We start from the raw sequence: 16,653 nt of genomic DNA on the forward strand, positions 1-16,653 counted from the left end.
GGTGTCACCTCCCTGCAGGTGCGGCGTCCAGCATCTCGCGGAGCTGCTCCAGGGTCTGTGCGAGCAGCCGGGAAACGTGCATCTGGGACAGGCCGATCCGCTCGGCGATCTTCGACTGGGTCATGTTGCCGAAGAAGCGCATCGCGATGATGGCGCGCTCACGGTCGGGCAGGCGGCGCAGCACGGGTTGCAGTGCCTCGTGGATCTCGGCGCGTTCGAATTCGATGTCGTCCTCGCCGAGGAAGTCCGCCGGGGCCGGGGTTTCCGGCTCGTCGGGCAGCGCGCAGTCCAGCGAGCTGGTCCGGTAGGCGTTGCCGGCCACCAGTGCCTCGGTCACCTCTTCGGGGGCGAGGTCCAGGTGCTCGGCCAGGTCGGACCTCGACGGTGCGTGTCCGTATTGCTGGGACAGTGTGGCGGTCGCGTGTGCGACGGACAGGTGCAGCTCCTTCAGCCGCCGCGGGACGCGAATCGACCAGCCCGCGTCGCGGAAGTAGCGGCGGACCTCGCCCATCACGGTGGGCACGGCGAAGGAGAGGAAGTCGCTCGCCCGGTCCGGGTCGAATCGGTCGACGGCCTTCACGAGGCCGAGCCGGGCGACTTGGACGAGGTCGTCGCGGGGCTCGCCGCGGCCGCTGAAGCGTTGCGCGATGTGTTCGGCGAGCGGGAGATGTTCTTCGATGAGCTTGCGGCGCAGGCGTTCCCGCCGCACCTCGTCGGTGCCGGGCAGGGCGTTGAGCTCGTCGAACCACCCGGCGCAGTGCTCGTAGCGGTCGGTATGCGGTCTGCCGGCGGGTTTCATGGTCCTCCCGTCCTGGGCTCCTTGGTGAATTCGAGGCAGATCCGCCAGGTCCGCGCGTCCTGGGCGGGTTCGGTCCAAGCGGCAAGGGAGTCGGTCAGGGCACGCAGGACGTGCCAGCCGACCTCGTCCGGCCCCGGTGGCGGCATGGCCGAGGACGAGGTCCACAGGCTGACCGTGAGCCGATCGCGGCAGCGGAACGTGCAGTCCAGGATCGCGCCGTCGTCCGCGCGGACGGCCAGCGCCGAGACGCCCTCGTCCACGGCCAGCCGCAGATCGTCGATGTCGTCGAGACCGAACTCCGTGGTGGCCGCGATACTTTCGGCCACAAGGCGGGCGAGGAACAGCAGCCGGCGGTCAGCCGGCATGCGCAGCTCGACCTCAGGCGGGGGCGAGAACGCTGGGAGCGCTCCGTCCGCGCTGTGGTGCACACATTGATCCATGTACTGGGAATTACCCGGTGCGCCGGGGCGCCAATCATGGGGCCCGACGACCGGCCCACGATGGTCCAGAGCTGGCAAAGGGGGAATATTTCGCCTGCCACGCGATGGCCGGGTGTTTTCCCGGCGAGCAACGGCCCGTCGGAGGCCGGGGCGCTCTCCGGCGCTCGTGATCCGGCGACCATGGTGGTCAGGGCGCCCGATGGGGCATCCGGTGCCGTCGCGGATGGCAGGTAGTGCACACCATCGTGTGACTTACCGGGGTCCCGTCCTCGCGGACGAGCCGGGCGACGCGCAGGGTCGGGCGGCCGCACTGTTCGCACGGCACCGCGGTGCTGCCCGGATCGAGCTGAATGCGGGTGTGCACGGCAGGACTCCGTCACTGGTGGTGGCCGTTGCCGTTGTCCCGGCCGGTCACGGTGCTGGTCTCTCCGCCTCGGGCAGGCGCGCGGTGAACCGCAGGTGGAACGGGTCGACGGTGGCGGGCAGCGGCCGGCCGGGGGACAGATCGGCCCCGGCGAGGTGGTGGTCGCGGTGCCGCAGCAGCTCGGCGAGCAGTGTGCTCACGGTGAACAGCACGAGATCACGCCCGGGGCAGATCGCGGGGCCCGCGGAGAACGGCACGAGCGCGGGCTGTGCGGCCGCGCGCCCGTCGAGCCAGATCTCCGGGACGAAGCTGTCGGCATAGGACATCCGGCGATGATCGCGGTGGAAGAAGGGAGTGAACACGAGGATGGTGGTGCCGGCCCGTCCCCACGCGGTGGGTTCGGTGGTTTCCCGCAGCAGCATCGGTGTCGTCGGCCACAGCCGGACGGATTCGAGGGCGCACGCGCGCAGATACGGCAGTTCCGGAGCAGGTCCGGTGTGGACGGTTCCGGGTCGGGCGGCCAGCAGCGCGAGGGCACGAAAAGCGGCGATTCCCGCAGCGTCGAAGGCGAAAAGCCAGTGCGCGACTTGATCGGCGACCGGTATCGGGCTGGGTGTTTTCGCGATGGTTTCGGCAAGGCTCCCCGGCTCGGCGCGCCGGAGGTGGCCCTCCAGGCGTTGCCGGAACTGCCGGCGCACCTTGGTGCGGCGCGGGTGCAGGTATGCCCAGTTCGCGTCCAGCCGCAGCCGGGCGAGCATGTCGGTGACGGTGTCGTCATCGCGCGCGCCGGCACCCAGCACTATCCGCCGTACGATACGCCACCAGCTGGTGGCGAACCGGTCCCAATCGAGGCTCAGCGCCTTTCGCAGGTCCATGGCTTCTTCGGCGATCGCCTTCTCGAATGGTCCGGCCAGCTCGTGCAGGGCGTGCCCCGGTTCGAGTACATCCTCGTTGAACCGCCGTCGTTCGTCCCGTTGCGCGAGTGGGCTGATGAGTCCCCGTGTGGCTGGAAATGCCCGAGCGCGGCGCGTTTCTCCATAGTGGACGGACTGAACGGTGCGGGCGCCCCGGCCAGCACCGCGCCCACATCCTCGGCGGAGAACGGCAGCACGATCGAACGTCCGGGCACGCGCAACCGCAGCGGCCGTCCCTCGTACTTGTCCTGCAATCCGGTCAGCAGCCGCACCGATCGCCGGTCCCATTGCATCCGCTGGGCGATCCGCTGCACTCCGGGGCGGCGTTTGAGCACTCCACCGGCCACCGTGGGCAGCAGGACTTCGCCGGCGATCCGGGCGGTTTCGGTGATAGTCGCGGTTTTCATGGCGTCGGTTCCAGGAGGATCTTCTGGGCGCCTTCGAGCTTCTTCTGGAAGATCTCGTAAGCACGAGGCGCGTCCGCCAGGGGCAGCTTGTGCGTGGCGAAGCCTTCGACCCCGAGCGGGTCTCCGTCGGCGGTGAGCACCGGCAGAATGTCGTCGATCCATCGGCGCACGTTCGCCTGGCCGGTGTGGAGCCGGATCTGCTTGTCGAACAGATCCATCATCGGGATCGGGTCGACCATTCCGCCGTACACTCCGGACAACGAGATAGTGCCGCCGCGGCGGACGCTGTCGATCGCGGCATAGAGCACGCTCAATCGGTCGACGCCCGCGGTCTCCGTCAATTTCCGGGCCAGCTGCTGAGGCAGAAGGCCAGTCAGGGTTTGCGCGAGTTTGCCGGCCGGAGCGCCGTGCGCCTCCATGCCGACGGCGTCGATCACCGAGTCGGCCCCGCGGCCGCCGGTAAGGTCGCGGATGGCGTCCCCGATTCGCCGGTGGTCACGCAGGTCCAGGGTGGTCGCCCCGTGGGCACGGGCCCGGGCCAGGCGTTCGGGCACCAGATCCACACCGATCACCGTGCCCGCGCCCTGGTGCTGGGCCACCCGGGCGCACATCTGGCCGATCGGGCCGAGACCGAACACCACGACCGTGCCACCGTCGGGGATGTCCGCGTACGCGACCGCTTGCCACGCGGTCGGTACGACGTCGGAGAGGTAGACGAATCGCTCGTCCGGGGGACCTTCGGGCACCTTGATCGGCCCATACTGGGCTTGGGGCACGCGCAGATAGTCGGCCTGCCCGCCGGGCACCTGGCCGTAAAGGCTGGTGTAGCCGAACAGCGATGCGCCCTTGCCCTGCCCTGTGACCTGGGTCGTTTCGCACTGGGACTGGAGTCCGCGTGCGCACATCCAGCAATGGCCGCAGGAGATGGTGAAGGGCACCACCACCCGGTCGCCGGGTGCGAGCGGGCCTGCCGCGCTGCCGACCTCTTCGACGATGCCCATGGGCTCGTGGCCGAGAATGTCGCCTTCGGTCAGGAACGGTCCGAGTACTTCGTACAGGTGCAGATCCGATCCGCAGATACCGGTCGAGGTGATCCGCACGATCGCGTCGGTCGGTTCCTCGATCACCGGATCCGCGACGGCGTCCACCCGTACGTCCCGTTTGCCATGCCATGTCACTGCCTTCATGCCAGGCCGGGTTCCCGTCGAACTGCCGCGCAAACCCCACGGTCGCGGTACGCCGTGAGCCGAGCTTGCGGGTTCCGCAGGGAGACCACCTCCCGCGTGCGCCTCCTCGGCAAGCTTGTGAGGGCGACGTTCTGGCTCCACGGCCCGTGAAACGCCGATGACCTGTTCTGGTCCTTCACCACCGACGATCCCGGCGACCGCATCGCGAAGCTCGTCGACCGCCAGGGCGTGTCATAGTCGACAATGACCCGAATCTTTTCCCCGTTGACCGTTCCGAAGAATTCTTCGGCGTTCTGGCCTTCCCGCCTCACCGGCGCGGCTTCGTCCAGGACTTTGCTGATCTGCTGGGGGCTGGGGCGGTTGATGCCCGGCATCGCATCGCCGGTATGGCGCGGAAGCGGCGCCGAGCAGCAGTCAGACCGCCGCGAGCCGGCGGAAGCGGCTGCCGTGGAAGACCAGGGGCGGGGCCGGTGCCGTGCGGAGGCTGTGGACTTCCAGCAGGGCGATCAGGTGGTCGCCAGCCGGGACTTCCTCGTGCACCGAGCACTGCAGCCATGCACTGGATCCGCTGAGAAATACGCTGCCGCCGGGCCCTGCGTCCCACGGAACGTCGCGGAAACGGTCGTCTGTGCGGGCCGACAGCCGCAGCGCCGCTTCGTCTTGTCCTTCCGCCAGGACGCTCAGGCCCAGGCGGGGCCGGTCGCGCAGGCGGGGCCAGGTAGACGATGTGCGCTGGATGCACAGCGATACCAGTGGCGGCGACAGCGACACCGAGGTGAAGGAGCTGGCTGCCATCCCATGGGGCATGCCGTCGACGAGGGCGCACACGGCCGTCACGCCGGAAGGGAAGGCGCCGAACGCTTCGCGCAGGCGGCTGTTCGATGTCACGGGCTGCAACTCGATCATGCGTTCCCTCTCTCGATTGGTGGCCGCAGGGCCCGCACTGGGGGGACCGGGCCGGTGTAGCGTTCGACGTCCACTGCCGCGTGCTGGCCGGCGCAGCCTTGGGACAGTCGCGACGACGGGATGTCCGCGGTCAGGACGTTGGGGTTGCCGTGTGCGCACAGCGGGCCTGCCGGGTGATCGTCGACCGGGTCGAACCACGCGCCGGTCGGGAGCTGGGCCACTCCGGGGCGCACGGCGTCGTCGAGGACCGCGCCCGCCAGGCACGCGCCGCGCGTGTTGAACACCCGGACGACGTCGCCGGGCGCGATGCCGCGGGAAGCCGCGTCGCCTGGGTTCAGGCGGATCGCCTCGCGGCCCGCCACCTTGCCCGCCTGGCTCACTTCGCCCGCGTCGAGCTGGCTGTGCAGGCGGGTGTGCGGCTGGTTCGCGATGAGCCACAGCGGCCCGGTCTCGGTCGGCGGCAGCCACACCGGGTGGCCGGGGCAGTCCGGGTAGCCGAAGCCCGCGATGGTCGCCGACGTGATCTCGATGCGGCCGCTGGGGGTCCGCAACGGGTGCGCTTGCGGGGCGGCGCGGAAGTCCGCGAACAGTGTGTGGTGCTCGCGTCCTGGCGGCAGCGGCAGTTCGCCGGCCGCCCAGAAGTCGGCGAACGACGGTTCGTCGCCCCACTCGCCGTAGAGGTGTTCCAGCCACTGCCGCGGGGTGCGCCCTTCGGTGAACGCCGTCGAAACGCCGAGCCGGTCGGCCAGCGCGGCGAAAGTCGCGTAGTCGTCGCGTGCTTCTCCCGCGGGCTCGGCGATCCGGTGCATCGCGATCAGATGCGTGTCCCGGCGGCCCGAGCCGAGGTCTTCGCGTTCCAAGGAGGTCGTCGCCGGCAGGACGATGTCGGCGTGCCGGGCGGTGGCCGTCCAGTGCGGTTCGTGGACGACGACGGTGTCCGGGCGGGTGAAGGCGCGCCGCAGCCGGTTGAGGTCCTGGTGGTGGTGGAACGGATTGCCGCCGGCCCAGTACACGAGCCGGATATCGGGATAGCGGCGGACTTCGCCATTGTAGTCGTAGGCCTCGCCCGGGCACAGCAGCAGATCGGCGATCCGCGCGACCGGGATGTACTCGTCCACCGGGTTGACGCCCTGGGGCAGGGACGGGACGCGCAGCTCGGGGCCGGTGTCGCCGACGTCGCCCATCGAGCCGTAGCCGTGGCCGAACCCCCCGCCCGGCAAGCCGATCTGGCCCAGCATGGCCGCGAGCGCGATCGCCGCCCAGACCGGTTGTTCGCCGTGTTCGGTGCGCTGCAGCGACCACGTCACGGTGATCAACGTCCGATGCGCGGCCATTTCCCGGGCGAGGGCCACGATGTCGGCGGCCGGGATGCCGGTGATCCCGGCCGCCCACTCGGGGGTTTTGTCGAGCAGGGATCGCTCGAACTCCGGGTAGCCGACGCAGTAGCGGTCAAGGAAAGCGCGGTCGTGCAGGTTTTCGGCGACGAGCGTGTGGCCCAGCGCCAGCATCAACGCGGTGTCCGTGGCGGGCCGGACCGGATACCACCTCGCATCCACTGTGGACGGTAGATCGTCGCGCAGCGGGCTGATGAGGGCGACCCGGCCGCCCAGCCGCGCGAGGTGCGCGGAGGTCTGGTGCCGGGTCACCCCGCCCGGCGTGACGTACACGTTCTTCTCCGGCATCCCGCCGAACGCGACGATCAGCTCAGTCCGCTCGGCGATCGTCGGCCAGGTCGAGGCCTGGCGAAGCACGGCGTGGGAGTCGCCGACGACGTGCGGCAGCAGCACCGACGACGTCCCGTTGCTGTAGGTGTTGCGCGAGGCGGTGAAGCCGCCGATCGTGTTCAGGAAGCGGTGGAGCTGGCTCTGTGCGTGGTGGAACCGCCCGGCGCTCGCCCAGCCGTACGAGCCGCCGAAGATCGCCTGGTTGCCGTGCTCGCGCCGGACACGGTCCAGTTCGGCGGCGAGCCGGTCGAGAACGTCCTCCCAGGGGAGCTCGACGAACTTGTCGCGGCCGCGCCGGGAGTCCGGGCCGGGACCGTTCTCCAGCCAGCCGCGGCGGACCGCGGGCCTGGCCACCCGGCTCGGATCGTCCAGCGCGGCGGCCAGGTTGCCCAGCAGCGGTGACGGCGCCGGGTCGGCCGGGTGCGGCTCGACGCGCAGCCGTCCGTCCGGGGCGGTCTCGGCCGAGAACGCTCCCCAGTGCGACGTACTCGGTTTCATGCGCCGACGGCAGCCGCGTCTCGGACCAGCGTCACGAGCGTGCCGTAGTCGCGGGCGTCGGCGAGCGGCGAGAACCCGCGGATCAGCAGCGTGCTGACGCCGAGGCGGGTGTAGTCGAGCAGCGAGTCCGCGACCTGTTCGTAGCTGCCGACGAGTGCCGTGGAGTTCCCGGCCGCACCGGTCGTTTTCGCCACTGCGGTCCACAGGCGCTCGTCGACTACTTCGCCGGTCGCCGCCGCTCGCAGAAGGCGTTGCGAACCCGCGGATCCTCTGGAGTCGCGGCGGCGGAACTCGTCGGCGCGGTCGCGGGTGAGCCGCAGGATGTGGCGGGCGCGGTCCCAGGCTTGCGCTTCGGTGGCCGCGGGGATCGGGCGCAGGCTGACGCTGAACGCGAGTTCCGGGCCGTGCGCGGCCGCCTTGACCTGGCCGATACGTTCGGCGATCCCGGCGAGGGGCTCGCCCCAGAAGGCGTAGACGTCGGCGTGTTTCGCGCCGACCCGGATGGCGTCGGCGGACGCGCCGCCGAAGTAGACCGGGATCCGGCCCTCGGGGCGGATGTCCGAGCGGGCGCCGCGGACGCGGTAGAACTCGCCTTCGTGGTCGAACGGCTCGGCCGAGTCCCAGGTCCGCCGCACTACGGCGAGGAAGTCGTCGGTGCGGCGGTAGCGAGTGGGCTTGTCGGCAAAATCGCCGTCGCGGGCCTGGTCGGCGTCGTCGCCGCCGGTGATGACGTGCAGCGCGATCCGGCCGGGGTGGAACGCGTCCAGCGTGGCGAACTTGCGGGCCAGCTGGGTGGGCGCGACGAACCCGGGCCGGTGGGCGAGCAGGACGCCGAGCCGCTCGGTGGCGGCCAGGACCTGGTCGGCGAGCACGAAACCGTCCGGGCTGCTCGCCGACTGGGCGATCAGCACTCGGTCGAACCCGGATTCCTCGTGTGTGCGGGCGACTTCGCGCAGGTAGTCCGGCTGGATGACCGGGCCGTCCGGCGCGACGGTTTCGCTGCTCTGGCGGCCGGCGGCGTAGCCGATGAACTCGAGGGTCACGGGGTCTCCTGTCCGATGGCGCGGGCAGCGGCGAAGATGTCGCTCATCCGCCAGCTTTCGTTGGCGTGGGTGCTGCGGGCCCGGCCCCAGCCGGAGTCGCGCCGGTACTGCGCGGGCCAGTCCGAGGCCCGGACTGCGGTTTCGTCGACGGCGACGGGCGTGCGGCACTCGGGGTCGACGAACAGCGCGTCGGCCGGGCAGTACAGCTCGCACAGGAAGCACGTCTGGCAGTCGTCCTGCCGGGCGATGACCGGCGGGGCGTCGGGGACGGCGTCGAAGACGTCGCTGGGGCAGATGCGGACGCATTTGTCGCAGGCGATGCAGCGCTCGGCGAGGACGAGTTCGATCACGCGGCGGCCTCCTGCCCGTCGGTCCGCCAGTGCATGCCGAGGGTCTCCCGCCTGCGGAGCGCGGCTTCCTTCACCCAGCGGCCCATGGCGACGAGGGAGGCGGTCTCGCGGGCGACCAAGGCGTTCCGTCCGATGCCGGTGAGCCCGCCTTCGACCTCCGCCCACAGGCCGTCCAATATGGACAAAGAGGAACGGAGGCCGTGCTCGTCACGGAACATGTTCTTGTCGTAGGCGTTGAGTTCTTCGCGGACGGCGCCGATCACGGCGGTGGTGTCCACTGCGGACGGTCGCCGGCTCGGCCGGATCCCGGCACGTCCGGACGGCCGCACCGGCGCGAACGTCGCCGAGCGGGCGTACCGGACCGCTGCGCGCCCGGCCCACGTGCCCGAGGACACCGCCCACGCCGAATTGGGAGATCCGCCGCCGGAGATTGCGCCGACGATCGGCACCCGGCTCGCGACGTCCCCGGCGGCGAACAGCCCGGGCACCCCTGTGGCGCAGTCCGGGGCCGAGACCACGAGGCCGCCGACCCCGCGGATGGTGCCCTCGCCCAGCAGCGTGACCTCGAACGGCTGGGTGTAGGGATCGATCCCGCGACGGGCGAACGGCAGCAGGAAATTCGGCTGCACCACGGGCATCTTCCGGCGCACCCACCCTGGCGCCCGGTCGAGGGTGGCCAATACCGGGCCGCGCAGCATCGCCGTGGCGAGGACGCGGGTGCGGTCCGCGCCGGGTGGGAGGTCGATCCGGCGGCCGTCGGCGTCGGTGTATGTGCCGAACAGGTACGTCATCGATCGCGCCATCGTCGAATACGCCGGGGCGAGGGTGTAGTAGTTCGAGAACTCCATGCCGGAGAGCCGGGCGCCGGCTTCGACGGCCATCAGGTGGCCGTCGCCGGTGTTGCCGCGTGAGCCGAGCAGGTGCGAGCGGAACGCTGTGCCGCCAGTTGCCAGCACGACCGCGCCCGCGCGGACCTGCCAGTTGCCGCCTGCCTGCCGTCGGACTCCGGCCGCGCCGCCGACGGAACCGTCCGGGCGCAGCAGCAGTTCCAGGGCCGGGTGGTGGTCGAGGATCCGGACGCCGGCACGGTGGACCAGGCCTCGCATCGCGCGCAGGTACTCGGGTCCTCGGACGTTGTGGGTGCGGTCCGGTTCGCCGTCCTGCATCGGGAACGGGTAGTGCTTGTCCAAAGTGGGCAGTCGCTCCCACGTTGTTCTCAGGACCCGCAGCGTCTGTTCGGGATCCGCGAGCCCACCCGCGTGCGCATGCCGTTCGGCGATCGCGGCTTCGTGCCGGGAAGGGGGGACGAACCAGTGCGTCACGCCGGCGGTGGCGGTGACGCCGCTGGTGCCGCAGTAGCCCTTGTCCGCCAGGACGACGTCCCCACCGGCCTGGGCGGCGGCCACGGCGGTCCAGGTCGCCGCGAGGCCGCCTCCGATGACCAGCACGTCGGCGTTCACCGGGCTTCGGCCAGTTCGGCGACGCCGAGTTCGGCGAGGAGCCGGGTCCGCAGATCGTCGAACCCGGGGTTGCGGCGGCTGCGTTCGCCCGCGAAGTCGACGCGGTGTTCGGCGGCGAGCCGCCCGGATCGCAGCGCCACCACCCGGTCGGCGAGGAGGATGGCCTCGTCGACGTCGTGGGTGACCAGCAGGACGGCCGGCCGGTGCGCGTCCACCAGATCCCGGACCAGGGCTTGCATCTTGATCCGGGTGAGCGCGTCCAGCGCGGCGAACGGCTCGTCGAGCAACAGCAGCCGCGGCTCGCGCACCAGCGCCCGGGCGAGCGCGACGCGCTGGGCCTCGCCGCCGGACAGCGTCGCGGGCCACGCGTCGAGGTGCCCGCCCAGGCCGACTTCGGTCAGCGCGTGGGCGGCGGCTTCGCGGGGCAGGCCGATGGCGACGTTCTGCCAGACCCGCCGCCACGGCAGCAGCCGGTGTTCCTGGAACACCACCATGCGTTCGGCCGGCGCGTCCAGCTCGCCGCCGTCGGCGGAGTCGAGCCCCGCGAGCAGCCGCAGCAAGGTCGTCTTGCCGCAGCCGCTTTCGCCGATCAGGGCGACGAATTCGCCGGGTGCGAGGTCGAGGTCGAGTCCGTTGAGGACGGTCCGCGGTCCGAAGCTCTTGGTAAGCGCGCGCACGCGCACGGCGGTGCTCACAGCTTCACGGCGTGGTCGGCGATGGTGATCGGGCCGCTGAGGATCTTGCGCTGGGTGAGCCAGTCGGCACCGCGCTGCAGCTGCGCGATCCCCTCGTCGTTGATCAGCGACAGCTTCGTCTGCACGTTCTTCGAGGCCATCTTGTCCAGTACCGGCTGCGGGTAGTGCGAAACGGAGTTGCCGATGTCGAGAGCCTGCTTGTAATGCTGGTTCTGCCACTCGTAGTCGGCCTGGAACGCGGAGATCACCTTGCGGATCGTGTCGGCGTTGCGCTCGGCGTAGTCGCGGCGGACGAGGTAGCTGCTGAAGTCGATCTGGAAGTCCAGTTCGTCGCCGTCGACGAAGATCGGGCGGGCGCCGTACTGGACTTCGGCGATCTCGCGGAAGCCCTGCCAGATGGCCCAGGCATCGATCTTCCCGGCGCCGAACGCGGCGGACGCCTCCGGCGGGTTCAAGTAGGTGACCTTCACCGACTCGCGCGGCACGTGGTACTTCTCCAGCGCCGCGACCAGCAGGAATTCGCCGAGCCCGGCCTTGTTGACGGCGACCGTCCTGCCCGCCAGATCGGGCACCTTCTGGATGCCGGTGTGCGCGCCGGCGAGGATCGCGGTGGTCCGCGGGTTCGACGTGGCCCAGGCTGCGTAGACGAGGTCGGCGCCGGAAAGGATCGCCTGGTCCGCCGGGGTGGTGCTGCCGCCGAAGCTGAAGTCGGCGGTGCCGCCGACGACCGCCTGCAGCGTCGGCGCGTGGTTGGGGAACGGGCCGACCCACTCCACGGCGATGCCCTGGTCCTTCAACGTTTTCTCCAGCACGCCACGGGACTTGGGCACCGAGATGGTGCTGTAGGTGAGCCGGACTTTGCCTGAGGCGCCGCCGCCGGCCGAGCCGGCGGCGCAGGCGGCGAGCGGGGCGGCGAGGGCGGTGAGCCCGGCGGCGGTCAGGAACGTGCGGCGGGAGAGTGTCATGGCGGGTCCTCAGGCGGTCAGGCGGGCGTAGGTGGGGTGCCAGCGCAGCAGCCGGCGTTCGAGCAGGCGGGTGACGAGATCGCAGAGGATCCCGATCGCCGCGTAGATGAGCACGACGAGCACGATCACGTCGGTCTGCAGGAATTCCCGGGCGTTGGTGGCCATGAACCCGAGTCCCGCGTCCGCGCCGAGGGTTTCGGCGATGACCAGGGCGAGCCACGCCGCGGTGAGCGAGAGACGCAGCCCGCCGAGGATCGACGGCAGCGCCCCGGGCAGCACGACCCAGCGGATCCGGGCGGCCCGGCCGAGACCCACGATGTGGGTCATCTCCAGGAGTTTCGGGTCGATCTGGCGGATGCCGAGCACCGTGGTCAGGTACAGCGGGACGGCGGTGCCGAGCGCGATCAGGAAGATCTTCCCGGCCTCTCCGATGCCGAACCAGACGATCACCAGCGGCAGGATCGCGAGGAACGGGACCGCGCGGACCATCTGGATGCTGCGGTCCAACAGCGCTTCGGCCACTTTGGACAGTCCGACCAGCAGGCCGGCGCCGAGCCCGAGGATCGCGCCGATGACGAATCCGGTCGCCGACCGCTGCAGGCTGGCGAGCAGGTTCGACGGCAGCTCGCCGTCGGCGATCAGGTCGGCGGCCTTGGCCAGGACGCTGCTCGGCGCCGGAAGCACCTGCTTCGGCAGCAGTCCGGTCCGTGCGAGGATCTCCCACAGCGCGAGCACGGCCACCGGCGTCAGCCAGGACACGGTCCGATACGGGAACCGCGTCCGCGCGGCCGGTCGTGCGAAGACCGCGGTCATCGAGAGCCCAGCCCGGGGTCTATGAATTCGCTGAGCTTCCTGCCGCCAGGGAACAAGCCCTGGCGGACCCAGGTGCCGTACGTCTTCCGCGGCTGGGCGGCGAGCGCGGCGTCCACCGGGATGCGCTGGTAGGCGGTCTCTTCCGGGCGGATCTGGGCGGCGAGCCCCGGGGCCCGGCGCGCGAACCCCGCGTACCGCCTGCCGAACGCGTCCGGGTTGTTCCCCGGCCACGCGGGGGAGCACTCGATCCGGTCCGGCCGATTGTCGAACAGCCCGGCCGTCTTGAGCCGGGACTGGGTGGTGCCGGTCTGGTCGCCGACGCGCGGCACGACCTCGCCGGAGGCGTCCGAAGGGGACGATCCGCACGCGGTGAGTGCGGAGAGGCCGAGCGGGGCGGCGGCCACGAGCGGGACGAGCCGGGGTTTCGAAGGCATACGGGAGCTCCAATGCGGTGTCGGCCGCGGAAATCCGGTGACGGATGCCGGGTGAAATAGGCACCGGCGTGTGTCTATTCTCCCCCGTGTCCGGGGAGAGTCAACGCTCGCGGCGGGATTCCCACGAGCCGGGAAACGTCTACAGTGGACGAGCGCCGGTCGCGGCGCGTGCGGCGTCGAGGTATTCGCGCAGCGGGCGCCAGCCGGGCACGACGAACCGGCCGCCGCGGCCGGTGAAGGTCAGCGTCGGCAGGGCGTAGCGGACGTGGTGTTCGAGATGCTTCGCGCGGCCGCTGTGCGGGCCGGGCGCGGTGATGTCGAGGACTTCCGGGCATGGGTTCCGCGTCTCCCGCCAGTCCTCGCGTACGCAAGCGCGGGCTTCGTCGCTTTCCATGGCAGTGCGCAGCAGGCCGAGGTCGAGCCCGGGCACGCCGGCGACGGCGGCGAGCGCCCGTTCGGTGTCGTCGGCCGGAGTGCCGTGCACGAACGTCGTTTCCCGCAGCCGCCACAGCACGAGGTCGGCGACGGTTTCCCCTTGAGCTTCAGCGGCTTTCGCGGCGAGCGACGACGGCCAGCTGGTGCGTGCCACCCAGGCCAGGTGCGCCGGTTTCGGGGCGCCGGTGTGCTCGCTGACGGTGTCGATGAACTTCGCGTACCACGCGGCCTCGGCGGCGGGGTCCGGTGCCGGGTCCTCGTCGTCGTCGAAGAGGATGCCGAACACCCGGCGCCACCGGGCACCGGGCAGTTTCGCCCGCAGGAAGCGGAATTTCGGCTCCGACCCCCATGCCCACGGGCAGGCGGGGTCGGTGTACTCGACGACTTCGAGCGCCGGCGTCACGGTCATTGCCCGGGCACGTCGACCGGGGACCAGAGGCTCGGCAGGTTGACGACGATGCCTTCCTGACTGCTGCGCGCGATGACGACGACCGCTTCTTCGTCGGCAGGGTTCTCCTCGCGGTGGGGGACGTAGGGCGGCACGAAGATGTAGTCGCCGGGCCCGGTCTCGATCCGGATTTCCTCCTCGCCGTCGGCGAAGACGAACACCGGGTGGCCCGATTTGACGTAGATCGCCGTCTCGGCCTCGCCGTGGTGGTGGTCGCCCGAGTTGGTGACCGGAGCGACGTGCGTCTCGCCCATCCAGACTTTCGACGAGCCCACGGTCTTGCCGGAGATCGCTTCGAGCCGGGTCATCCCGGTGGTCTGGTTGGTGTCGCCGGTGAGGTCCGCGCCGCGAATATGGCGCAGCGGCTGGTGCCAGAGGTCGGTCATCGGGGTCCTCATCAGTTCTGGGAGTGAGCTATCCGGCACACTCCTGGTGGTAGCCGACAGGTGAGCACTCGGAGGTCCTGGACGCCTTTCAGGTGGCGACGCGGGCCGGGGCCGCGCCGGTGAGCAGATTGGCGATCGTGGTCGCGCGCAGCAGCGCGTCGAGGCCGGTTTCGACGCCGGACCAGAACGGGGCCAGCCCGGCGGCTGTGCCGTGATAAGACAGTGCCGGGCGCGGCTCGCCGCGCACGGAAAGAAACTCGCCGTCGACTGCCACGACCGCGTCCCGGACGGTGATCTCGCGGGCGGTCCGGGCCAGCCAGTAGCCGCCTTCGCATCCGCGCTGGCTGCGGACGAGCCCGGCCTGGCGGAGGTCGCGCATGATCGCCTTGATGAACCGGGCCGGGATGTCCTGGCCGGCCGCGACGGCTTCGCAGGTGATCGGCCGCGTGGTGTCGGCGGCGAGCTCCAGCAGCACTCTGATCGCGTAGTCCGCCCTTGCCGAGATGCGCATGCCCGCCATCATCCCCGGGCCAGGACCGGTCCGCGCGTCCCGGTGCGCAGCCATTCCAGGAACTGGACGACCTCGGCGGCGACGCTGCGGTGCGCGACGTCGTTGAGCACGTCGTGCCGCCCGCCCTCGACCTGGACGAACCGGGCGGCCAGGAGCATCTCCGCGAACGCGCGGGCGGCCTTGGGGCCGGTGACCGGGTCTGCGCCGCCGTGCAGGACGAGCACGGGGACGCGCGGCAGGACCGAGGGGAGGTCGGCGGGCGCGGAGAACAGGGCACCGCGCCGGAACACCTCGTCGCCCTCCAGGAGGTCGCGGTGGACCGGACACGCCGTTCGCGCGTCGAGTTCGGCCTCCCACGAGCGGTCCGGGACGGCCTCGGCCGACAGCGGCAGACCGGCCGCGACGACCGCGTGCACCGGCAGCCGCGCGCCGAGGGTGAGGGCCTCGATCGCGCCGGTGTCGTTGCCGAGCAGGACGACGGGGACCGGGCTGCCGCGGAGTTCGCCCGCGACGTCGTCCGGGGACGCGACGGCGACCACCCGGTAGCCGTCGAAGGCCAGCCGGGTGCCGAGCCGGCGGTAGAGGCCGGGGTGCTCGCCGCGCCCGGGCAGCAGCGCGATCGTGCCGCGGACGGGCACGCCCTCCGGTGGGGCCCAGCGCGTCATACGGCGGCCGCCGCGGCGGGACGGCGCTCGCGGCGGGCCAGCTCGGAGCGCACCAGCGGCAGCAGATGCCTGCCGTAGTCGATCGCGTCGTCGAGTGGGTCGTAACCGCGGATCAGCAGGGTGGTGACGCCGATGTCGACGTAGTCCAGCAGTGCCTGGGCCACCGTTTCCGGGGTGCCGACCAGCGCGGTGGAGTTGCCGGCGGCGCCGGTCGCCGTGGCGAGCGGTGTCCACAGTGCACGGTCGTGGCGGTCGGCCTTCGCGGCCGCGGTGAGCAGCCGGACGCTGCCGACATTGGCCGGCGGTCCGCCGTCGCGCCATTCGCGCGCCGCTTTCGCCGCGCCGCTCGCGACGATCTGGTCGAGGATCCGTTCGGCGCGTTCCCACGCCAGTTCCTCGGTCGGGGCGAGGATCGGCCGGAACGACACGCTGATCCGGGGCGGCGTGAGCCGGCCGGCCGCCTGCGCCGCGGCACGGACGGACGCGATCTGCTCGGCCGTCTCCCTGAGCGGCTCGCCCCAGAGCGCGAACACGTCGGCGTGCCTGCCGCCGACCCGGTAGGCCGCCTCCGACGAACCGCCGAAGTACAACGGGATCCGCGGGTTCTGCAGCGGCCGCACCTGCGGGGTGTAGCCCTCGAGCCGGTAGTGCTTGCCATGGTGGGAGAACGCGGTACCGGATGTCCAGGCGCGCTTGAGGATCTCCAGGTATTCGTCGGTCCGCTCGTACCGCTCGTCCTTGGGCAGATAGTCGCCGTCGCGGGCCTGCTCGACGTCGCTGCCGCCGGTGATGGTGTGCACCGCGACCCGGCCGCCGCTGAAGTGGTCGAGCGTGGCGAACGCGCGCGCGGCCAGCGTCGGCGCGACGAACCCGGGGCGGTGGGCGACAAGCAGGCCGAGGCGCTCGGTGTGCGCGGCGGCGTAGGCGGCGACCTGCTGGCCTTCCGGCCAGCCGGCGCCGTAGCCGATGAGCACGCGGTCGAAGCCGCCGTCCTCGTGCGCACGGGCGAACCGGCGGACGTAGGCGGGGTCGACGACCGGTCCCCGGGCGGGCCGGGTCTCGCTCGCGTCCTGGGTTCCGATCATGCCGACGAACTCGACGGGCATCTGGTTTCCTTTCGCCGCAAGAAGAACGCCCTGCCAGAGAACGGTACGCGGCCCGCGGTGTCAATTGGGCATCCTCACGTGTCCATTTGCTGGACGGCTCTGG

Annotated in this window: 18 protein-coding genes and 1 pseudogene; all 19 read right to left on the minus strand. The window is 71.2% G+C overall.

Annotation, left to right across the window (positions count from 1 at the left end; genetic code table 11):
• Positions 1-4: 4 nt before the first annotated feature.
• A complete protein-coding gene (locus D5S19_RS18770; RefSeq protein ID WP_120024645.1) occupies positions 5-799 on the minus strand; it encodes an RNA polymerase sigma factor SigF in 795 nt (264 codons plus the stop codon).
• Positions 796-1,164 carry an ATP-binding protein gene (locus D5S19_RS18775; RefSeq protein WP_147397446.1) on the minus strand — a complete coding sequence of 123 codons (369 nt, stop codon included), beginning with the start codon at positions 1,162-1,164 and terminating at the stop codon, positions 796-798. Before D5S19_RS18775 ends, D5S19_RS18770 begins: the two co-directional genes overlap by 4 nt.
• Before the next feature lie 486 nt (positions 1,165-1,650).
• Positions 1,651-2,924 (minus strand): annotated as a pseudogene (locus tag D5S19_RS34190) (cytochrome P450).
• Positions 2,921-4,111: a zinc-dependent alcohol dehydrogenase gene (locus D5S19_RS18785; RefSeq protein ID WP_120024647.1), complete on the minus strand. Its 1,191-nt coding sequence runs from the start codon at positions 4,109-4,111 to the stop codon at positions 2,921-2,923. The pseudogene D5S19_RS34190 and the gene D5S19_RS18785 overlap by 4 nt, the downstream one beginning before the upstream one ends.
• Complete coding sequence (locus tag D5S19_RS18790; RefSeq protein ID WP_120024648.1) at positions 4,108-4,485, minus strand: hypothetical protein; 378 nt, start codon at positions 4,483-4,485, stop codon at positions 4,108-4,110. Before D5S19_RS18790 ends, D5S19_RS18785 begins: the two co-directional genes overlap by 4 nt.
• Before the next feature lie 40 nt (positions 4,486-4,525).
• Positions 4,526-5,017, minus strand: a complete 492-nt coding sequence (locus D5S19_RS18795; RefSeq protein ID WP_120024649.1) for a flavin reductase family protein — start codon at positions 5,015-5,017, stop codon at positions 4,526-4,528.
• On the minus strand, positions 5,014-7,239 hold the full coding sequence (locus tag D5S19_RS18800) for a molybdopterin-dependent oxidoreductase (protein ID WP_120024650.1): 2,226 nt from the start codon (positions 7,237-7,239) through the stop codon (positions 5,014-5,016). The genes D5S19_RS18795 and D5S19_RS18800 overlap by 4 nt, the downstream gene beginning before the upstream one ends.
• Positions 7,236-8,282 (minus strand): LLM class flavin-dependent oxidoreductase, encoded by a 1,047-nt coding sequence (locus D5S19_RS18805; protein WP_120024651.1) that lies wholly within the window; start codon positions 8,280-8,282, stop codon positions 7,236-7,238. Before D5S19_RS18805 ends, D5S19_RS18800 begins: the two co-directional genes overlap by 4 nt.
• Positions 8,279-8,632, minus strand: coding sequence for a 4Fe-4S dicluster domain-containing protein (locus D5S19_RS18810; RefSeq protein ID WP_120024652.1), 354 nt, complete (start codon positions 8,630-8,632; stop codon positions 8,279-8,281). Before D5S19_RS18810 ends, D5S19_RS18805 begins: the two co-directional genes overlap by 4 nt.
• On the minus strand, positions 8,629-10,092 hold the full coding sequence (locus D5S19_RS18815; RefSeq protein WP_120024653.1) for an FAD-dependent oxidoreductase: 1,464 nt from the start codon (positions 10,090-10,092) through the stop codon (positions 8,629-8,631). Before D5S19_RS18815 ends, D5S19_RS18810 begins: the two co-directional genes overlap by 4 nt.
• Positions 10,089-10,787 carry an ABC transporter ATP-binding protein gene (locus D5S19_RS18820; RefSeq protein ID WP_120024654.1) on the minus strand — a complete coding sequence of 233 codons (699 nt, stop codon included), beginning with the start codon at positions 10,785-10,787 and terminating at the stop codon, positions 10,089-10,091. Before D5S19_RS18820 ends, D5S19_RS18815 begins: the two co-directional genes overlap by 4 nt.
• The gene (locus D5S19_RS18825; protein WP_120024655.1) at positions 10,784-11,752 is read right to left on the minus strand and encodes an ABC transporter substrate-binding protein; all 969 of its coding nucleotides are present in this window, start codon (positions 11,750-11,752) and stop codon (positions 10,784-10,786) included. The genes D5S19_RS18820 and D5S19_RS18825 overlap by 4 nt, the downstream gene beginning before the upstream one ends.
• A gap of 9 nt (positions 11,753-11,761) precedes the next feature.
• Positions 11,762-12,565: an ABC transporter permease subunit gene (locus tag D5S19_RS18830; RefSeq protein ID WP_120024656.1), complete on the minus strand. Its 804-nt coding sequence runs from the start codon at positions 12,563-12,565 to the stop codon at positions 11,762-11,764.
• Positions 12,562-12,999, minus strand: coding sequence for a type 2 periplasmic-binding domain-containing protein (locus D5S19_RS18835; RefSeq protein WP_120024657.1), 438 nt, complete (start codon positions 12,997-12,999; stop codon positions 12,562-12,564). The genes D5S19_RS18830 and D5S19_RS18835 overlap by 4 nt, the downstream gene beginning before the upstream one ends.
• 139 nt (positions 13,000-13,138) lie before the next feature.
• Positions 13,139-13,843 (minus strand): DsbA family oxidoreductase, encoded by a 705-nt coding sequence (locus D5S19_RS18840; protein WP_120024658.1) that lies wholly within the window; start codon positions 13,841-13,843, stop codon positions 13,139-13,141.
• A complete protein-coding gene (locus D5S19_RS18845) occupies positions 13,840-14,268 on the minus strand; it encodes a cupin domain-containing protein (protein ID WP_120024659.1) in 429 nt (142 codons plus the stop codon). The genes D5S19_RS18840 and D5S19_RS18845 overlap by 4 nt, the downstream gene beginning before the upstream one ends.
• 88 nt (positions 14,269-14,356) lie before the next feature.
• Positions 14,357-14,833, minus strand: coding sequence for an RrF2 family transcriptional regulator (locus D5S19_RS18850; RefSeq protein ID WP_233574029.1), 477 nt, complete (start codon positions 14,831-14,833; stop codon positions 14,357-14,359).
• Complete coding sequence (locus D5S19_RS18855; protein WP_120024660.1) at positions 14,788-15,444, minus strand: alpha/beta hydrolase; 657 nt, start codon at positions 15,442-15,444, stop codon at positions 14,788-14,790. The genes D5S19_RS18850 and D5S19_RS18855 overlap by 46 nt, the downstream gene beginning before the upstream one ends.
• Entirely contained in the window at positions 15,441-16,550 is a 1,110-nt protein-coding gene (locus tag D5S19_RS18860) for an LLM class flavin-dependent oxidoreductase (RefSeq protein WP_120024661.1), read from the minus strand. Before D5S19_RS18860 ends, D5S19_RS18855 begins: the two co-directional genes overlap by 4 nt.
• Between the last annotated feature and the right edge of the window lie 103 nt (positions 16,551-16,653).

The sequence above is a fragment of the Amycolatopsis panacis genome (assembly GCF_003600245.1).
GTDB classification, from domain to species: domain Bacteria; phylum Actinomycetota; class Actinomycetes; order Mycobacteriales; family Pseudonocardiaceae; genus Amycolatopsis; species Amycolatopsis sulphurea.

Excerpts from the sequence above, each read along its gene's own strand:
- D5S19_RS18770 (WP_120024645.1), bottom strand. The coding sequence starts at position 799 with ATGAAACCCGCCGGCAGACCGCATACCGACCGCTACGAGCACTGCGCC.
- D5S19_RS18775 (WP_147397446.1), bottom strand. The coding sequence starts at position 1,164 with ATGCCGGCTGACCGCCGGCTGCTGTTCCTCGCCCGCCTTGTGGCCGAA.
- D5S19_RS18785 (WP_120024647.1), bottom strand. The coding sequence starts at position 4,111 with ATGAAGGCAGTGACATGGCATGGCAAACGGGACGTACGGGTGGACGCC.
- D5S19_RS18790 (WP_120024648.1), bottom strand. The coding sequence starts at position 4,485 with ATGCCGGGCATCAACCGCCCCAGCCCCCAGCAGATCAGCAAAGTCCTG.
- D5S19_RS18795 (WP_120024649.1), bottom strand. The coding sequence starts at position 5,017 with ATGATCGAGTTGCAGCCCGTGACATCGAACAGCCGCCTGCGCGAAGCG.
- D5S19_RS18800 (WP_120024650.1), bottom strand. The coding sequence starts at position 7,239 with ATGAAACCGAGTACGTCGCACTGGGGAGCGTTCTCGGCCGAGACCGCC.
- D5S19_RS18825 (WP_120024655.1), bottom strand. The coding sequence starts at position 11,752 with ATGACACTCTCCCGCCGCACGTTCCTGACCGCCGCCGGGCTCACCGCC.
- D5S19_RS18830 (WP_120024656.1), bottom strand. The coding sequence starts at position 12,565 with ATGACCGCGGTCTTCGCACGACCGGCCGCGCGGACGCGGTTCCCGTAT.
- D5S19_RS18835 (WP_120024657.1), bottom strand. The coding sequence starts at position 12,999 with ATGCCTTCGAAACCCCGGCTCGTCCCGCTCGTGGCCGCCGCCCCGCTC.
- D5S19_RS18840 (WP_120024658.1), bottom strand. The coding sequence starts at position 13,843 with ATGACCGTGACGCCGGCGCTCGAAGTCGTCGAGTACACCGACCCCGCC.
- D5S19_RS18845 (WP_120024659.1), bottom strand. The coding sequence starts at position 14,268 with ATGACCGACCTCTGGCACCAGCCGCTGCGCCATATTCGCGGCGCGGAC.
- D5S19_RS18850 (WP_233574029.1), bottom strand. The coding sequence starts at position 14,833 with ATGGCTGCGCACCGGGACGCGCGGACCGGTCCTGGCCCGGGGATGATG.
- D5S19_RS18855 (WP_120024660.1), bottom strand. The coding sequence starts at position 15,444 with ATGACGCGCTGGGCCCCACCGGAGGGCGTGCCCGTCCGCGGCACGATC.
- D5S19_RS18860 (WP_120024661.1), bottom strand. The coding sequence starts at position 16,550 with ATGCCCGTCGAGTTCGTCGGCATGATCGGAACCCAGGACGCGAGCGAG.